A 14,136-nucleotide genomic window follows, 5' to 3' on the forward strand; every position below is an offset into this window, starting at 1 on the left:
CTGTGACGACGTTGTCATCGGCCTGTGCACGTCTCGCGGAGGCGGCAACGAGCCGATTCGTCAGGCCGGCACGGGCGCGTTTCCGTCGGCGCCCGTGCCTCCTGGTCGTGCGGATCAGCCCACGCCGGCGTTCAGGAAGATGCCGCCGTCGACGACCAGTGTCTGGCCGGTGATCCAGTCGGACTGCTCCGAGGTGAGGAACGCGGCGGCGCCGCCGATGTCGGAGGGCACGCCGAGCCGGCCCAGCGGGTAGGCCGCGGCGGCCTCCGCCTCCCGGCCCTCGTACAGGGCCTGCGCGAACTTGGTCTTCACGACGGCCGGGGCGATCGCGTTGACCCGCACCTTGGGCGCGTACTCGTGCGCGAGCTGCAGGGTCAGGTTGATCATCGCGGCCTTGCTGACCCCGTACGCGCCGATGAACGGCGAGGCCGAGACGCCCGCGACGGAGGCGATGTTGACGATCGCGCCGCCGCTGTCCTTCTGCCAGGCGTGCCAGGTCCGCTGGGCGAAGCCGAGCGCGGAGATCACGTTGGTCTCGAAGACCTTGCGCGCCACGTTCAGGTCGAGGTCCGCGATCGGCCCGAACACCGGGTTGGTACCGGCGTTGTTGACCAGGAAGTCGACGCGGCCGAAGGCCTCCATCGTGCGCTCGACGGCGGCGGCCTGGTGGGCCTCGTCGTGGGCCTTGCCCGCGACGCCGATGACCCGGTCGGCGCCGAGCTTCTCGACGGCCTCCTTCAGGGCCTCCTCGTTGCGGCCGGTGATGCACACCCGGTCCCCGCGCGCCACCAGCGCCTCGGCGACGCCGTAACCGATGCCGCGGCTGGCGCCCGTGACGAGGGCGACCTTGCCGGAGAGTTCCACTGCGGTCATGGTGCCGTCCCCCTAGTCGAGCGGTCCGCCGGCGACGTACAGCACCTGGCCGGAGACGAACCCGGCCGCCTCGCCCGTGAAGAAGGCGATGGCGTTGGCGATGTCCTCCGGCTCGCCGACGCGCTGTACCGGGATCTGGGTCGCGGCGGCGGCCTTGAAGTCCTCGAATCCCATGCCGACACGGTCGGCGGTGGCCTTGGTCATCTCGGTGGCGATGAAGCCGGGCGCGACGGCGTTGGCGGTGATGCCGAACTTGCCGAGCTCCTTGGCGAGGGTCTTGGTGAAGCCCTGCAGACCGGCCTTGGCGGCCGAGTAGTTGACCTGGCCGCGGTTGCCGAGCGCGGAGGACGACGACAGGTTGACGATGCGGCCGAAGCCGGCGTTCACCATGTGCTTCTGGCAGGCCTTCGACATCAGGAAGGCGCCGCGCAGATGCACGTTCATGACGGTGTCCCAGTCGGAGACGCTCATCTTGAACAGCAGGTTGTCGCGCAGCACGCCCGCGTTGTTGACGAGGATCGTCGGCGCGCCGAGCTCCTCGGCGATGCGCGCGACGGCCGCCTCGACCTGCGCCTCGTCCGAGACGTCGCAGCCGACCGCGATCGCCTTGCCGCCCGCCGCGGTGATCTTCTCCACGGTGTCCTTGCAGGCCGCCTCGTCGAGGTCGATCACGGCGACCGCGCGGCCCTCGGCGGCCAGGCGTACGGCGGTGGCGGCGCCGATGCCGCGCGCTGCGCCGGTGACTACGGCGACCCGCTGCTCAGTGGTGGACATTGCTGCTTCTCCTCGCGCTCGGGATGCGGCTCGTGCGGGGCGGCGCCCTGCGGTGAGCGACCGCTTAGTACCTTCAGCAGACGTGACGCTAGAAGCCCTGGCACCCCGTGTCAACGGCCCACCCGGCGCGTGTGATCCATTACCCGGTCCGTGACCCCATCCGTGACCGGACGGGTCACTTCACCAGCAGCTCCAGCAGCCGCTCCGCCTCGGCCGCCGGATCGGTGGTGAGTCCGGTGTGCACGGGCCCCGGCTGGACCACCGTGGAGCGGGGTGCGACGAGCCAGCGGAAACGCCGCCCGGCGTCGTCGTGGGCGGCCTGCCCCGCCGCCGCACCGCCGGTGCACACACCCTCGACGCCACGCAGCGCGGCCCGTACGCCGGCCACGTCCGCGTTCGGGTCGAGGGCCAGCAGCCTGGTCTCGTCGAGGTGGGTGCGCGCGGCGACGAACGCCTTGGCACGGCAGTACACGAGCACGCCGGCGTTGACGCACTCGCCGCGCTCCACGCGGGGGACGACGCGCAGCAGGGCGTACTCGAAGACGTCCCGGCCGCCGCCCTGCCCCGCCTTGATGATGTGGCGCTCGCTCACTTGGTCTCCTCGATGCCGGTGACGCGCTCATGGATGAGGGCGGCCCGCGCGACCAGCGGCTGCGCGTAGGCCCGCCGGAGGTCGTCCGGTGTGTCGAAGCCGGGTTCGTCCGCGAGCCACGCGTCCGGGATCTCGGCGGTGACCTCGGCCAGGAGTTCCTCGGTGACGAGGGGCGCGAGGTGCGAGGCGGCCGAGGCGACATCCGGCGCGAAGGGCGCCAGCGCGTGGTCGGAGGCGTCGTACGGGCGGGCGGCGGAGTTCGACGCGCCCGGCCAGTTGTGGTGCCAGATCATGGTCGCGCCGTGGTCGATGAGCCACAGCCCGCCCTGCCACATCAGCAGGTTGGGGTTGCGCCAGGACCGGTCGACGTTGTTCACGAGCGCGTCGAACCAGACGATCCGCCCGGCCTCCTCGCGGCTCACCCCGAAGGCGAGGGGGTCGAAGCCGATGGCTCCGGAGAGGAAGTCCATCCCGAGGTTGGTGCCGCCGCTGGACTTGAGCAGCTCCTGCACCTGCGGATCGGGTTCGCCGAGGCCGAGCACCGGATCCAGGTCGATCGCCACCAGTCGCGGCACCCGGAACCCCAGCCGGCGGGCGAGCTCTCCGCAGACGACCTCGGCGACGAGCGTCTTGCGGCCCTGTCCCGCACCGGTGAACTTCAGGACGTATGTGCCAAGGTCGTCGACCTCGACGAGTCCCGGCAGCGAGCCGCCCTCGCGCAGCGGAGTGATGTAGCGGGTCGCGAAGACTTCCTTGAGCATCGCCCCAGGTTAATGGGGAGTCCGCGAGGGACGCGCGAGGCGGCCCGTCTGACCGTCGGACAGGGTGACAGGGAATCGATAACTCCGTTTAATCCGGTCCTCACCCCGAACCCCTCAGGATTTCGACATCCTTGAACAGCCGTGACGCACGGTCCGTAACTCTCCTCAGATCACGCAAGCAGATCATGTAAGCACCGCGGAAGGAACGTCAGCATGAGCAGCGCATCGCATCAGCCCGCAGCAGGACCGGCCCGCCGTACCGTCGTGGCGGCGGCCGGAGCGGCGGGGCTCGCCGTCGCGCTGACCGCGTGCGGAGGCTCCGAGGACGACTCGTCGAGCTCCTCCGCCTCCTCGGGTTCGTCCGGCGCCGCCCAGGACACCAGCGGGGCGAGCAGCAGCCCTTCGAGCGGCGGCGACAGCGCCGGAGGCGGTACCGCGCTCGCCTCGACCGCCGACATCCCCGAGGGCGGCGGGAAGGTCTTCGCGGACCAGAAGATCGTGGTCACACAGCCGACCGCGGGCGAGTTCAAGGCCTTCTCGGCCACCTGCACCCACCAGGGCTGCGCCGTGAAGAGCATCGCCAACGGCGTCATCAACTGTCCCTGCCACAACAGCAACTTCTCCATCACCGACGGCAGCGTGAAGAGCGGTCCGGCGACCAAGCCGCTGCCCGCCGTGAACATCAGCGTGAGCGGGGACTCGATCACCCTCGCATGAGGGTCAGACGCGTCCCGCCCGCCGGGGCCGTCTGAAGCAGGCCAGCACCTCGTCCGTGGTCGCGACCGTGGCGACCAGTGCGAGGGTGTTGTGGATCATCGCGGGGGTGTAGTCGGACGGCACCCCCGCGATGGCATCCCTCGGCACGACGGCGGTGTAGCCGCGGTTCACTGCGTCGAACACCGCGTTGGGGATCGCCACGTTGGCGGAGACGCCGGTGACGATCAGCGTGCGGCAGCCGAGGTTGCGCAGCAGCGCGTCGACGTCGGTGCCCTGGAGGGGCGAGAGCCCGTGCAGCCGTCGTACCACGAGGTCCTCCTCGGCGACCTCGATCGGGGGCGCCACACGGACGGCCGTGCTGCCGGTCAGCTGCTGGACGGGCAGCCGTTCGGCGGCGCGGAACAGGCGGGCGTTGCGGCTCGCGCCCCGGCCGTCCGGGCGGCGCTCGGCGATCGCGTGGATCACCTGGACCCCGCTCGCGTGGGCGGCGGCCACCAGCCGGGCGACGTTGGCGAGCGCGCCCGAGGAGCGGGCCTGGTCCGCCAGTTCGGGCAGTGCGCTGCCCGGTCCGACGACACCCTGCTGGCACTCGACTGTCAGCAGGACCGTGGTGGCCGGGTCGAGGAGGGCTCCGAGCTGCTCGAACGACGGCACTGGGCCTCCCGGTCGCCGGTGGTGTGGGGCGGGCGAGCGTAGCGGCCATTGCGTGGGGGCGGAAGACGACCCATTCTTTTCTGACGTGATGTCAGAGGATCTCTCCTCTGGCACGACGTGAGAGAAAGAGGGGGCCGCATGACCGTCACTCAGCGCCGTGGCCGCAAGATCATGATGACTCCGGGTGAGCTGGACGAGTTTCTCACCTACCAGCGCACCTGCCGGGTCGCCACCGTGTCGGCGAACGGCGCCCCGCATGTGAGTACGCTCTGGTTCGCCTGGGACGGCACCTCGATATGGCTGTACTCGGTCGTGCGCAGCAAGCGCTGGGCCGACCTGAGCCGTGATCCGAGGGTGGCGATCGTGGTCGACACCGGCGAGGAGTACGACGAGCTGCGGGGGGTCGAGCTGTCCGGGACCGCCGAGTTCGTGGGCGAGGTGCCCCGCACCGGCGAGCTGCGCGCCGAACTCGACGTCCCGGAGATGCTGTTCGCCCGCAAGAACTTCCGCATGGAGGAGATGCCGCACGACGGCCGGCACGCGTGGATACGGCTGACGCCCGAGAAGGTCGTCTCCTGGGACTTCCGGAAACTCAGTTCGCGGTAGCCGGTCCGCCGAGCTTCTCCCCCGCCGCCTGGAGGGACTCCACCGCCGCCCGGATCGACGGGCGGCGGTCGGCGTCCGCGCGCCAGACGACGAAGACATGGCGCCGCACCCGCTGCCTGAGCGGGACGGTGACGACCCCGGCGGGCATCGGATGGCGGCCCAGCAGGGGGGCGACGCACACACCGAGCCCGGCGGCGACCAGACCGAGCTGGGTGTGGGTCTCGGCGGCGCGGTGACCGATGACGGGCTCGATGCCCTTCGAGCGCAGGGTGAACATCAGCCACTCGTGGCAGAACTCGCCCTCGGCCCAGGTGATCCACTCGTCCTCGGCGAACTCGGCGAGGTCCACCTCGTCACGGCCGGCGAGCCGGTGCCCGGCGGGCATCGCCACGTCGGCCGGATCGTCCAGGATCGGCGCCTTGACCAGGCCGTCGGGCAGCGACATCGGCTTGTTGTACCAGTCGAGCACGACGGCCAGGTCGAGGTCGCCGCGCACCACGCCGGCGATGCCCCGCTCCGGCTCCAGCTCGCTGGACCGCACCCGCAACGCCGGATGCCGCGCGCGCAGGGTGGCGAGCGCGGTGGGGAACAGCCCGCGCGCGGCGGTCGGGAACGCCGACAGCCTGAGCTCGCCGGCCACCTGTCCGCGCTGTGCCTCCAGGTCGGACTGGGCGAGCTCGACCTGCGACAGGATGCGCGCCGCGTGCTCGGCGAGCAGCCGGCCGGCGTCCGTGAGCCGCACGCCCCGCCCGTTCTTGGCAAGGAGCTGCTGCCCGACTTCCCGCTCCAGCTTGGACATCTGCTGCGACACGGCCGACGTCGTGATGTGCAGCCCCTCGGCGGCGCCGCTGACCGATCCGTGCCGGGCGAGGGCGTCGAGGGTGCGCAGGCGCTCCAGGTTCAACATGTAAGCAATGCTACGAGATACCGGGCGTGAAATCTCGATTGTGCTACGAGGTCGCGGTGCGTCATGGTTTCCCCATGAGCAGCCTCACCACCTCCCGAACCCCTGCCCGCACCACGTCCCGCCCCGCCCTCGACTGGCGTCTGCGCTTCGCCGCCCTCTCACTCGTCTGGGGATTCAGCTTTCTGCTCATCAAGGTGGGCACCGACGGCTACGCCCCCTTCCAGGTCACGCTCGGACGCCTGGTGTTCGGTACGGCGGTGCTCGCGGTGGCGATGGCGATGAAGCGGGAGCGGTTGCCGCGCGGCGCGCGGACGTGGGGGCATCTGGCCGTCGCCGGGTTCCTGCTCAACGCACTGCCGTTCTCGCTGTTCGCCTTCGCGGAGCTGACGATCCCGTCCACGCTCGCCGGCATCTGCAACGCGACCTCACCGCTGTGGGGCATGGCCCTGTCCCTGGTGGCCCTCTCCGAGGACCGGCCGACGCGGCTCAGGGTCGCCGGTCTGGGCGTCGGCTTCCTCGGCGTCCTGACGGTGCTCGGCGCCTGGCAGGGCTTCACCGGCCTGGACGCCAGGGGCACGGCGATGGCCCTGCTGGCCTCGCTCAGCTACCCGATCGGCTGGATCTACGTCCGCCGCACGCTGGCCGGCTCCAGCCAGTCCCACCTGTCCCTGACCGGGGCCCAGTTGCTCCTGGCCACGCTCCAACTGGCCGTGGTGACCCCGCTGTTCACCACGCTGCCGACCAGCTTCCCCGTCCTGCCCCTCCTGGCGATCGCGGCGCTCGGTGCGCTGGGGACCGGAATCGCCGTCCTCATCCAGTACGGCCTGGTCGCCGAGGTCGGCCCGACGACGGCCCAGATGGTCACGTACTTCATCCCGGTCATCGCCACGGCCGCCGGCGTCGCGATCCTCGGCGAGTCGCTGACCTGGTCGACGCCGGTGGGCGCGCTGATCGTCCTGGCGGGGGCGGCCCTGACGCAGGCAAAGCCCAGGGCGACCGGTGACGCTGCCGGTGACAGGCGGAACACTCCGACGGGGACCGTGAGCGACAGCCGGGGACGGGGCCGCCTGGAGGCGACGCGTTAGAGGGGAGCTTCTGGATCAGGCCGGCTGCGAGGCAACAGCGCCTTGCAGCCGAGCCGCGCGGTCCGGGGCATGGGGGCGCGCACCGGGGTTTGCTGTGAAAGTCCCGTCGTCCGCCCGAAGGGCGCGCCACGCGGCGTCGTGGGGAACTGCCAGGCGTCGCAGGGCAGGCAGGGCCGTCGCAACAGGCCCTAGACGTAGCTCCGCAGCCCGCCGGCCCCCAGCACGGAGGCAACGGCCTCCGCCAGCGGACCCGCCTCGTCCTCCCCCAGGGTCGAGACGGTGATCCTGATGCCGGGTGGTGCGCTCATGCGGAAGCGGGCGCCCGGTGCCACCGCCCACCCGGCCTGCAACAGCCGCGCGACGGCACCGGTCTCGTCCGGGACGGAGATCCACACGTTCATGCCGCTGCGCCCGTGCGCCGTGATCCCGCGCTTCGCGAGCGCGCCGATCAGCGCGTTCCGGCGCCGCCCGTACGCCGCCGCCACCTCCCGCGTGTCCACCGCCCCGTCGGCCCAGAGCCGCGCCACCGCCCGTTGGGTGATCCGGCTGACCCAGCCGGGCCCCAGCCGCTGCCGTCCCCGCACCCGGTCGAGGGTGACCGGGTCTGCGGTGAGCACGGCGAGCCGCAGGTCGGGGCCGTAGGCCTTGGCGGCGGAGCGGACGAAGGCCCAGCTGTGGGTGCGGCCCGCGAGGGGGTGCAGGGGCAGGTCGACGATCCGGTGGCCGTGGTCGTCCTCGATCAGCAGGATCTCCAGGTGCTCCGCGAGCACCGACCGCAGGGCACGCGCGCGCGTGGCGCTCAGCGCGGCACCTGTCGGGTTCTGCGCCCGGTCGGTGACGATCAGGGCGCGCGCACCGCCGGCCAGAGCGCGGCGCACGTCCTCCGGGAGCGGCCCTTCGTCGTCGACACCGACCGGAATCGTGCGCAGCCCGAGCGCCGGGACCAGGTCGAGCAGGCTGCCCCATCCCGGATCCTCGACGGCGACGGCGTCCCCGGGTCTGAGGTGGGCGGCGAGCACCCGCTCCATGGCGTCCAGCGACCCGGAGGTGACGGCCACAGGCCCCTCCGGCACCCCGTCGGCGTCCAGCTCGGCCCGCGCGAGTCGCGCCAGCTCCGGCTCCACCGGGGCGTCCCCGTAGAGCACCGGCTCCCGGTCGCCCTGCTCGGCGGCCGCGGCGAACACCCCGGCCAGCGACGGCAGCAGCGCCGGGTCGGGGTTGCCGCTGGACACGTCCCGCACGCCCTCCGGCACCTCCACCCGGATGAACTCGCGTCCCGTGGTGGCCGGTGTGGCACGCACCCGGCTCCCCCGCCGTCCGGCTGTCTCGATGACCCCGCGCTCCCGCAGGGTGCGATACGCGGCCGCGACGGTGTTGGGATTCACCCCGAGTCGCTCGGCCAACTCGCGCATCGGTGGCAGCAGTTGGCCCGGCTCCAGCTCCCCGGCGCCCACCGCGCGCTCGATGCTCGCGGCAATGTCTGCTGCGCCACGCCCTTTGATCGGATACTCTCCTAGCACAAAACTTATTATGCACTAGTGCAATGGAGAGCGCCATGCAGCGGACCGATCAGACGCCGTCGCAGCCCACCACGGCCTACCCGCCGACCGACCGCACCGTCCCCACGCGCTCCCCCGGCCGGGCCTCGTACGACAAGGACCTGGTGCACGCGATACTCGACGAGGGCTACGTCTGCCACCTCGGCTTCGTCCGCGACGGCGCGCCGGTCGTGCTGCCCACGCTGTACGGCCGGGTCGGCGAGCGCCTCTACGTGCACGGCTCGACGGGCTCGCGCCCGCTGCGGATGGCGGGCCTGGCCGACCCGGGCCTCGCCGTCTGCCTGACGGTCACGCACGTCGACGCGCTGGTGCTGGCCCGCTCGGCCTTCCACCACTCGATCAACTACCGGTCCGTGGTGGTGCACGGGATCGCCCACGACGTGACGGACCCCGAGGAGAAGCGCCAGGCCCTGGACGCGCTGGTCGACCAGGTCGTACCGGGCCGCGCCGCCGACTCCCGTCCGGCCGACAAGAAGGAACTGGCCGCCACCGCCGTGATCCGCCTCGATCTGAACGAGGTCTCCGCCAAGGTCCGCACGGGCGGGGTGAACGACGAGCCCGAGGACCTCTCCCTCCCCCACTGGGCAGGCCTCGTCCCGCTGCGCAAGGGTTACGAGCCTCCGGTCGCCGACCCGGGCCTGGCCCCCGGGACCGGGCTTCCGGACTACCTGACGGTGCTGTGATGCTGGTCCACCCGTGGGACGCGCCACGTGAGGACGCCGAGTGGCAGCGGTGGCTGGCCGTCCACGACTTCGGGCAGCTCGCCGTCAACGGTCTGCCGGGCGAGCCACCACAGGTCCAGCCCCTGCACTTCGCCTACGACGCCGAGCGCGGCGAGGCCGTGACCCATCTCGCGCGCCCCAACCCGCTGTGGCCCGCGCTGGAGGCGAACCCGGACGTCCTGCTGAGCGTGGTCGACGACTATGTGTACATACCCGGCCCCTGGCAGGCCCCGCCGGGCACCCCGTCCGAGCACGGCACCCCGACCAGCTTCTACGCGGCGGTCCAGCTCCGCTGCCGGGCCCATGTCGTGGACGATCCCGTCGAGAAGGCCGAGCTGCTCAACCGCCAGCTGGGCCACTTCCAGCCGGAGGGCGGCTCCGCGCGGGCGGCGGTGGGCGAGGCACCGTACGGGCGGCTGTTGTCCGGGATCCGCGGACTGCGGCTCGAAGTGACGGACGTACGGGCGAAGTTCAAGTACGCCGGTCACCGGCCGGACGAGGTCAAGGACCGGATCGTGGCGGGTCTGGCCGGCCGGCGCGGTCCGCGGGACGCGGCGGCGAGCGAGCACCTGCTGCGCCGCCGCGAAGCGTGATCCGGGGTTCTGCCCGACCGCGTGGAACGCCGGTGGAGGGGCCCCACACCGCCACAGCGGGAAACCGTCACGGCAGGAACCGTCACAGCGGGAAATCGACACCCTGGGTGGCCGTCCCCCGGGCCGGCAGCTCCCTTTCCGGGCCGCCGCTCGCCACCGGCCGCGCGGACGCCTTCGAGGGCGCCGGCGACTGTGCGACGAAGGCGCCCGCCAGGACCACCACGCCACCGATGATCTGCGGCGCCGAGAGGTGCTCGCCGAGCAGCACCCAGGCCAGCACGGTCGCGATCACCGCTTCGAGGCACGCCACGACACCGGCGACCTGCGGCGAGAGCCGCCGCACGGACAACACGCCGGTGACGTAGGCGAGGACCGTGGCGAGGAGCACGATCCAGGCCAGCAGCAGGGCAGCCGCCACGGGCGTGCCGTTCAGGTCGGCGGTGCCCGCGAGCACGGACCAGTGCATGGCCCAGGGGCGGGCCACGACGGTGAGCACGGCGGCGCCCACGAGCAGGCCGTACGCGATGACGCCGAGCGGGTCGGGCGCCCTGTCGCCGTCGTCGCCGCCCTGGCCGGACAGGATGAAGTAGGCGGCCTGGCAGCAGGCGGCGCCGAGCGCGAGCAGCAGCCCGAGGGCGTCGAAGCTCAGGCCCGACCAGACCTCGACGACACAGGCGAGTCCGCCGACCGCGAGGACCACGCCGAGCGCGGCGGCGCGCGTCACCGGCCTCCGCTGCACGAACCGCACCCAGCCGAGGACGAGAGCGGGACCCAGGTACTCGACGAGCAGGGCCACGCCGACGGGCATACGAGAGATCGCGGCGAAGTAACAGGCCTGCACACCGGCCACGGCGAGCAGCCCGAACCCGGCGAGCAGCCCTGGGCGGCGGCGCAGCAGGGCGCGGTGGCGCACGGCCAGGGGCAGCATCACCAGGGCCGCGCCCGTCACGCGCAGCCACACCACCTGGAGGGGGTCGAGGCCCGCCACGATCAGCGGCTTGGCCGCGACACCGGATCCTCCGAAGGCGACCGCGGACACGAGCGCCAGACCGAGCCCGACACTCTTGCGGTGACCTCCGTGACTGCTGGCATGTGTGCGCACCCGGCACATGATGCCAGGGGATGACATGAGCGTCATCCCTGAAGCACCTGTCTCACCGGCCCGGGACCGGTCGCCCCGGCCGTCTTGTCAGACGGTCCTCCCCAGGCGTTCCTCGATCCGCCTGTACACCACGAGCGGGTCGACGCCGGCGCGGGTGAGCACCTCGACGGCCCGCGCCTGCGGGTCCGCGACGACGGCCGCGAGCAGGTCGATGCCGCCTGCCCGGCCATCGCCGCGTCGTGCGGCGCGGGCGCAGGCGTACTCCATCGCGGCCGCGGCCAGCGGCGAGAAGCCCGCTGCCGCCGTCACCACGGGTACGGCGCCGGAGTCCTCGACGGTTCCCTGCCAGCGCAGGCCGTAGCCGATGCTGCGCTGCACGAGGTAGCCGAGCAGCCGGGCGGTCTGCGGCTCGTCGTCGAACAGGGCGCGCACCTCGGGGTCGCACTCCAGGAGGGAGTGCAGCAGATGGGCCGTGTCGATCTGCCGGTCCCCGTCCCGCACCGCCCGGCGGCGGGCACCGGAGACCACCGATGCCAGCTCGTCGCTGAACCGGGCGTCACAGTCGAAGCTGTCCGGTCGGCGGCCGTCCTGCTCGCGGGCCGACTGCCGGGGGATACGGGGTTGCACGTCCCCTACCCCATCAGTCCCGCGGCGCTCGGGTCATCCTCGACCGGAACCATTTTCGCGTCCCACGCAGAGTGGACGTCGCCGGCCGGGATCTCCTCCTTACGGATGAGATCCCGTCGTTTCTCCGCCGCAGGGGCGCGCCGCCTTGCGGCGTTGACGGCACCGTCCGGCATCGCTGTCTGACAGTTCATCAGTATTGAATGTTGGAGGCCCTGCGGCTACGTTCCGCGACACCCGGGACGACACGGAGAGGTGGTCGCATGGCCGAAGTCAGCGCGGAGGCACGCATCCAGGCACCCGCGGAGAAGGTCTGGGCGCGGCTGACGGACTGGTCCTCGTACGGGGAGTGGAACGCGACCCACACCAGCTTCCCCCGGGGCGGTCCCGACCCCCTCGCGGTGGGCGGGACCTTTCAGGAGAACATGAAGCTCATGGGCTTCCCGGCGGAGGTCGAGTGGACCGTCGAGGACCTGGAGCCGGGCCGGCTGCTGGCCGTCCGCGGCAAGGGCCCGATGGCCGTGACCGTCGCCACGCGCTACACGCTGACCCCCGACGGCGACGCCACGGCGGTCCGCATCGACGGCGAGTTCACCGGCGCCGCGGTGTCGTTGATGGCGGGCAAGCTCAAGGACTCGGCGACGGCGGCCCTGAACGAGTCGCTGCGCAGGCTGGACGGCCTGGTGACCTGACGGCCGCATGCGACGAGGCGCCCCGCGGATCACTCCGCGGGGCGCCGGGCCGACGGCGGTGAGGCCGTCGGCATTGCACGCTGTCAGTCCTCGTCGGCGAGGATCAGGTACAGCTTCTTGCGCGCTTCGTTGATGACGCCGAGCGCCTTCTCGCGCTGCTCCTTGCTGCCGGTCTTCCAGACCTGCCCGAAGGCCTCCATCAGGCCGAAACCGGCCTGCCGGATGTCGTTCAGAGCCTCCCAGTCGACCCCGCGCGAGGCCTCTTCCCAGGGCGCCTCGGGACCTTCGCCGGCCGCGGCGCGGCCCGCCTCGGTGAGCGAGAACAGCTTCTTGCCGCCCTCGGTCTCACTGGCGATCAGCCCCTCGTCCTCCAGCAGCTGGAGCGTGGGGTACACCGAGCCGGGGCTGGGCTTCCACGCCCCGCCACTGCGCTCGGCGATCTCCTGGATCATCTCGTAGCCGTGCATGGGCCGGTCCTTCAGCAGGGCCAGGATCGACGCGCGTACGTCACCGCGCCGCGCCCTGCCCCTCGGTCCGCCGCGCCCTCGCCCACCCCAGGGGCCCGGACCGAAACCCGGACCGAAGCCGGGGCCGCCGGGGCCGCCGGGGCCGCCCGGCCCGAAGGGACCGAAGGCCGCACGCCGCCCGTCGAAGCCGCCCCGGCCGTGCCGGAAGGGGCCGCCCTGTCCATGCTCACGCTCGAAACCGTGGGTGCGCATCACCATCACTCCATTCCATCGTTGATCAGTCGCGATACCTCAACGATATATCGGGAGTGTTCGAATGACAAGGGTCTTCCTTCGCCCTCGACACGAGAGGGTGGCGAACAGCTCCTGCCACGGGTGTTCGTTGGAGTGGCTGCACGAGAGGCGGGTGCCCGGCTGGAGGCGTAGGTGAAGAGCCCTGACAGCCACCAGCTACCGACGCTCGGGCGAGTCGGCGCAACCCGTCAGCTCACGCGTCGTCGCTTGCTGTCCGTGCCGCCCCGGAAGCTGTCGCCGTGGACGCGACGTCTAGGGTGCGGGCATGACCTCGCAGAGTTACCTCGCCCAACTGTTCTCACTGGACGGCCAGGTCGCCGTCGTCACGGGCGGCAGTTCCGGCATCGGCCGGGCCATTGCCGGGGCTCTGGCGCGGGCGGGGGCGAGCGTGGTGCTCGTGGCGCGCAGGGAGTCGGAGCTGGCCGCCACGGTCGACGAACTGACGGCGGACGGCTGCCGGGCGGCCTGGGTGAGCGCCGATCTGAGCACCCGCGACGGGGTGCGCGCGGCGGCCGAGCAGGCAGCCGAGGCGTTCGGCGAGCCCGACATCCTCGTCAACAGCGCCGGGATCAACCTGCGGCCGCCGATGGGCGAGTTGGACGAGGACGTGTGGGACGCCACGATGGCGGTGAACCTGGAGGCGCCCTACCTGCTGGGCCGGCGGTTCGGGCCCGGCATGGCCGAGCGGGGCTTCGGGCGGATCATCCACATCACCTCCCAGCAGGCACACCGGGCGTTCGTCCAGAGCGGCGCCTACGGAGTGTCCAAGGGGGCACTGGAGTCGCTGGCCCGCTCACAGGCCGAGGCGTGGTCGCCCCACGGCGTCACCTGCAACACGCTGGTGCCGGGCTTCGTCATGACCCCGCTCAACGCCCGGTTGTCGTCCGATCCGGAGAGGGTCGCGGCGCTCGCCGCGCGCACGATGGCCGGGCGCAACGGCGTGCCCGAGGACTTCGCCGGAGCCGCTGTCTTCCTGGCCGGCCGCGCCTCCGGCTATGTCACCGGGCAGGCGATCTTCGTCGACGGCGGATTCTCCGTCCACTGAGGCCGAACAAGCCCAGCCGCTACCGTGGGGCGCATGTCCGCAGCCTCAGCGAGGGACTTCTACGACGAT

At 72.0% G+C, this 14,136-nt stretch carries 17 protein-coding genes; 7 read left to right on the forward strand and 10 right to left on the reverse strand.

Features of this window, described 5'->3' with window-relative positions; genetic code table 11:
• Window positions 1-114 precede the first annotated feature (114 nt).
• From NW895_RS35890 to NW895_RS35905, 4 genes are all read right to left on the reverse strand, one after another.
• The gene (locus NW895_RS35890) at window positions 115-873 is read right to left on the reverse strand and encodes an SDR family oxidoreductase (RefSeq protein WP_289941060.1); all 759 of its coding nucleotides are present in this window, start codon (window positions 871-873) and stop codon (window positions 115-117) included.
• Window positions 874-885: 12 nt separating this feature from the next.
• Complete coding sequence (gene fabG, locus NW895_RS35895) at window positions 886-1,647, reverse strand: 3-oxoacyl-ACP reductase FabG (protein WP_289941061.1); 762 nt, start codon at window positions 1,645-1,647, stop codon at window positions 886-888.
• Window positions 1,648-1,822: 175 nt separating this feature from the next.
• Window positions 1,823-2,239 carry a DUF3037 domain-containing protein gene (locus tag NW895_RS35900; protein WP_289941062.1) on the reverse strand — a complete coding sequence of 139 codons (417 nt, stop codon included), beginning with the start codon at window positions 2,237-2,239 and terminating at the stop codon, window positions 1,823-1,825.
• Window positions 2,236-3,000, reverse strand: coding sequence for a HipA family kinase (locus tag NW895_RS35905; protein ID WP_289941063.1), 765 nt, complete (start codon window positions 2,998-3,000; stop codon window positions 2,236-2,238). Before NW895_RS35905 ends, NW895_RS35900 begins: the two co-directional genes overlap by 4 nt.
• Window positions 3,001-3,213: 213 nt before the next feature.
• On the opposite strand from NW895_RS35905, the gene NW895_RS35910 reads away from it, so the two are divergent.
• Complete coding sequence (locus NW895_RS35910) at window positions 3,214-3,717, forward strand: Rieske (2Fe-2S) protein (RefSeq protein ID WP_289941064.1); 504 nt, start codon at window positions 3,214-3,216, stop codon at window positions 3,715-3,717.
• 3 nt (window positions 3,718-3,720) lie between these two features.
• Here NW895_RS35910 and NW895_RS35915 read toward each other — a convergent pair whose 3' ends face one another.
• Complete coding sequence (locus tag NW895_RS35915) at window positions 3,721-4,371, reverse strand: cysteine hydrolase (protein ID WP_289941065.1); 651 nt, start codon at window positions 4,369-4,371, stop codon at window positions 3,721-3,723.
• 138 nt (window positions 4,372-4,509) lie between these two features.
• Between NW895_RS35915 and NW895_RS35920 the strand changes: the two genes are divergently transcribed.
• Window positions 4,510-4,977 carry a pyridoxamine 5'-phosphate oxidase family protein gene (locus NW895_RS35920; RefSeq protein WP_289941066.1) on the forward strand — a complete coding sequence of 156 codons (468 nt, stop codon included), beginning with the start codon at window positions 4,510-4,512 and terminating at the stop codon, window positions 4,975-4,977.
• Here the strand turns inward: NW895_RS35920 and NW895_RS35925 are convergent.
• A complete protein-coding gene (locus tag NW895_RS35925; RefSeq protein ID WP_289941067.1) occupies window positions 4,964-5,884 on the reverse strand; it encodes a LysR family transcriptional regulator in 921 nt (306 codons plus the stop codon). The genes NW895_RS35920 and NW895_RS35925 overlap by 14 nt on opposite strands.
• Before the next feature lie 74 nt (window positions 5,885-5,958).
• Here NW895_RS35925 and NW895_RS35930 point away from each other — a divergent pair, with 74 nt between their 5' ends.
• Window positions 5,959-6,969: a DMT family transporter gene (locus NW895_RS35930; RefSeq protein WP_289941068.1), complete on the forward strand. Its 1,011-nt coding sequence runs from the start codon at window positions 5,959-5,961 to the stop codon at window positions 6,967-6,969.
• Window positions 6,970-7,157: 188 nt separating this feature from the next.
• Here the strand turns inward: NW895_RS35930 and NW895_RS35935 are convergent, their stop codons facing one another.
• A complete protein-coding gene (locus tag NW895_RS35935) occupies window positions 7,158-8,489 on the reverse strand; it encodes an aminotransferase class I/II-fold pyridoxal phosphate-dependent enzyme (protein WP_289941069.1) in 1,332 nt (443 codons plus the stop codon).
• A gap of 35 nt (window positions 8,490-8,524) precedes the next feature.
• On the opposite strand from NW895_RS35935, the gene NW895_RS35940 reads away from it, so the two are divergent.
• Both NW895_RS35940 and NW895_RS35945 read left to right on the forward strand, forming a co-directional pair.
• Window positions 8,525-9,211: a pyridoxamine 5'-phosphate oxidase family protein gene (locus tag NW895_RS35940; RefSeq protein WP_289941070.1), complete on the forward strand. Its 687-nt coding sequence runs from the start codon at window positions 8,525-8,527 to the stop codon at window positions 9,209-9,211.
• Window positions 9,211-9,843 (forward strand): FMN-binding negative transcriptional regulator, encoded by a 633-nt coding sequence (locus NW895_RS35945; protein ID WP_289941071.1) that lies wholly within the window; start codon window positions 9,211-9,213, stop codon window positions 9,841-9,843. Before NW895_RS35940 ends, NW895_RS35945 begins: the two co-directional genes overlap by 1 nt.
• Before the next feature lie 82 nt (window positions 9,844-9,925).
• On the opposite strand, the gene NW895_RS35950 is transcribed toward NW895_RS35945, so the two are convergent.
• Both NW895_RS35950 and NW895_RS35955 read right to left on the reverse strand, forming a co-directional pair.
• The gene (locus NW895_RS35950; protein WP_289941120.1) at window positions 9,926-10,954 is read right to left on the reverse strand and encodes an EamA family transporter; all 1,029 of its coding nucleotides are present in this window, start codon (window positions 10,952-10,954) and stop codon (window positions 9,926-9,928) included.
• 78 nt (window positions 10,955-11,032) lie between these two features.
• Complete coding sequence (locus NW895_RS35955) at window positions 11,033-11,572, reverse strand: Clp protease N-terminal domain-containing protein (RefSeq protein WP_289941072.1); 540 nt, start codon at window positions 11,570-11,572, stop codon at window positions 11,033-11,035.
• A 260-nt stretch (window positions 11,573-11,832) separates the two neighbouring features.
• Here NW895_RS35955 and NW895_RS35960 point away from each other — a divergent pair, with 260 nt between their 5' ends.
• Window positions 11,833-12,261 carry an SRPBCC family protein gene (locus NW895_RS35960; protein WP_289941073.1) on the forward strand — a complete coding sequence of 143 codons (429 nt, stop codon included), beginning with the start codon at window positions 11,833-11,835 and terminating at the stop codon, window positions 12,259-12,261.
• A gap of 83 nt (window positions 12,262-12,344) precedes the next feature.
• On the opposite strand, the gene NW895_RS35965 is transcribed toward NW895_RS35960, so the two are convergent.
• Entirely contained in the window at window positions 12,345-12,980 is a 636-nt protein-coding gene (locus NW895_RS35965; protein WP_289941074.1) for a PadR family transcriptional regulator, read from the reverse strand.
• A gap of 307 nt (window positions 12,981-13,287) precedes the next feature.
• Between NW895_RS35965 and NW895_RS35970 the strand changes: the two genes are divergently transcribed.
• The gene (locus NW895_RS35970; RefSeq protein ID WP_289941075.1) at window positions 13,288-14,067 is read left to right on the forward strand and encodes an SDR family oxidoreductase; all 780 of its coding nucleotides are present in this window, start codon (window positions 13,288-13,290) and stop codon (window positions 14,065-14,067) included.
• Window positions 14,068-14,136: the final 69 nt, after the last annotated feature.

It is taken from the genome of Streptomyces sp. S.PNR 29, assembly GCF_030386795.1.
Classification (GTDB): domain Bacteria; phylum Actinomycetota; class Actinomycetes; order Streptomycetales; family Streptomycetaceae; genus Streptomyces.

Coding starts and splice junctions, on each gene's coding strand:
- NW895_RS35890 (WP_289941060.1), bottom strand. CDS start 873: ATGACCGCAGTGGAACTCTCCGGCAAGGTCGCCCTCGTCACGGGCGCC.
- fabG (WP_289941061.1), bottom strand. CDS start 1,647: ATGTCCACCACTGAGCAGCGGGTCGCCGTAGTCACCGGCGCAGCGCGC.
- NW895_RS35905 (WP_289941063.1), bottom strand. CDS start 3,000: ATGCTCAAGGAAGTCTTCGCGACCCGCTACATCACTCCGCTGCGCGAG.
- NW895_RS35910 (WP_289941064.1), top strand. CDS start 3,214: ATGAGCAGCGCATCGCATCAGCCCGCAGCAGGACCGGCCCGCCGTACC.
- NW895_RS35920 (WP_289941066.1), top strand. CDS start 4,510: ATGACCGTCACTCAGCGCCGTGGCCGCAAGATCATGATGACTCCGGGT.
- NW895_RS35925 (WP_289941067.1), bottom strand. CDS start 5,884: ATGTTGAACCTGGAGCGCCTGCGCACCCTCGACGCCCTCGCCCGGCAC.
- NW895_RS35930 (WP_289941068.1), top strand. CDS start 5,959: ATGAGCAGCCTCACCACCTCCCGAACCCCTGCCCGCACCACGTCCCGC.
- NW895_RS35940 (WP_289941070.1), top strand. CDS start 8,525: ATGCAGCGGACCGATCAGACGCCGTCGCAGCCCACCACGGCCTACCCG.
- NW895_RS35945 (WP_289941071.1), top strand. CDS start 9,211: ATGCTGGTCCACCCGTGGGACGCGCCACGTGAGGACGCCGAGTGGCAG.
- NW895_RS35950 (WP_289941120.1), bottom strand. CDS start 10,954: ATGTGCCGGGTGCGCACACATGCCAGCAGTCACGGAGGTCACCGCAAG.
- NW895_RS35960 (WP_289941073.1), top strand. CDS start 11,833: ATGGCCGAAGTCAGCGCGGAGGCACGCATCCAGGCACCCGCGGAGAAG.
- NW895_RS35965 (WP_289941074.1), bottom strand. CDS start 12,980: ATGCGCACCCACGGTTTCGAGCGTGAGCATGGACAGGGCGGCCCCTTC.
- NW895_RS35970 (WP_289941075.1), top strand. CDS start 13,288: ATGACCTCGCAGAGTTACCTCGCCCAACTGTTCTCACTGGACGGCCAG.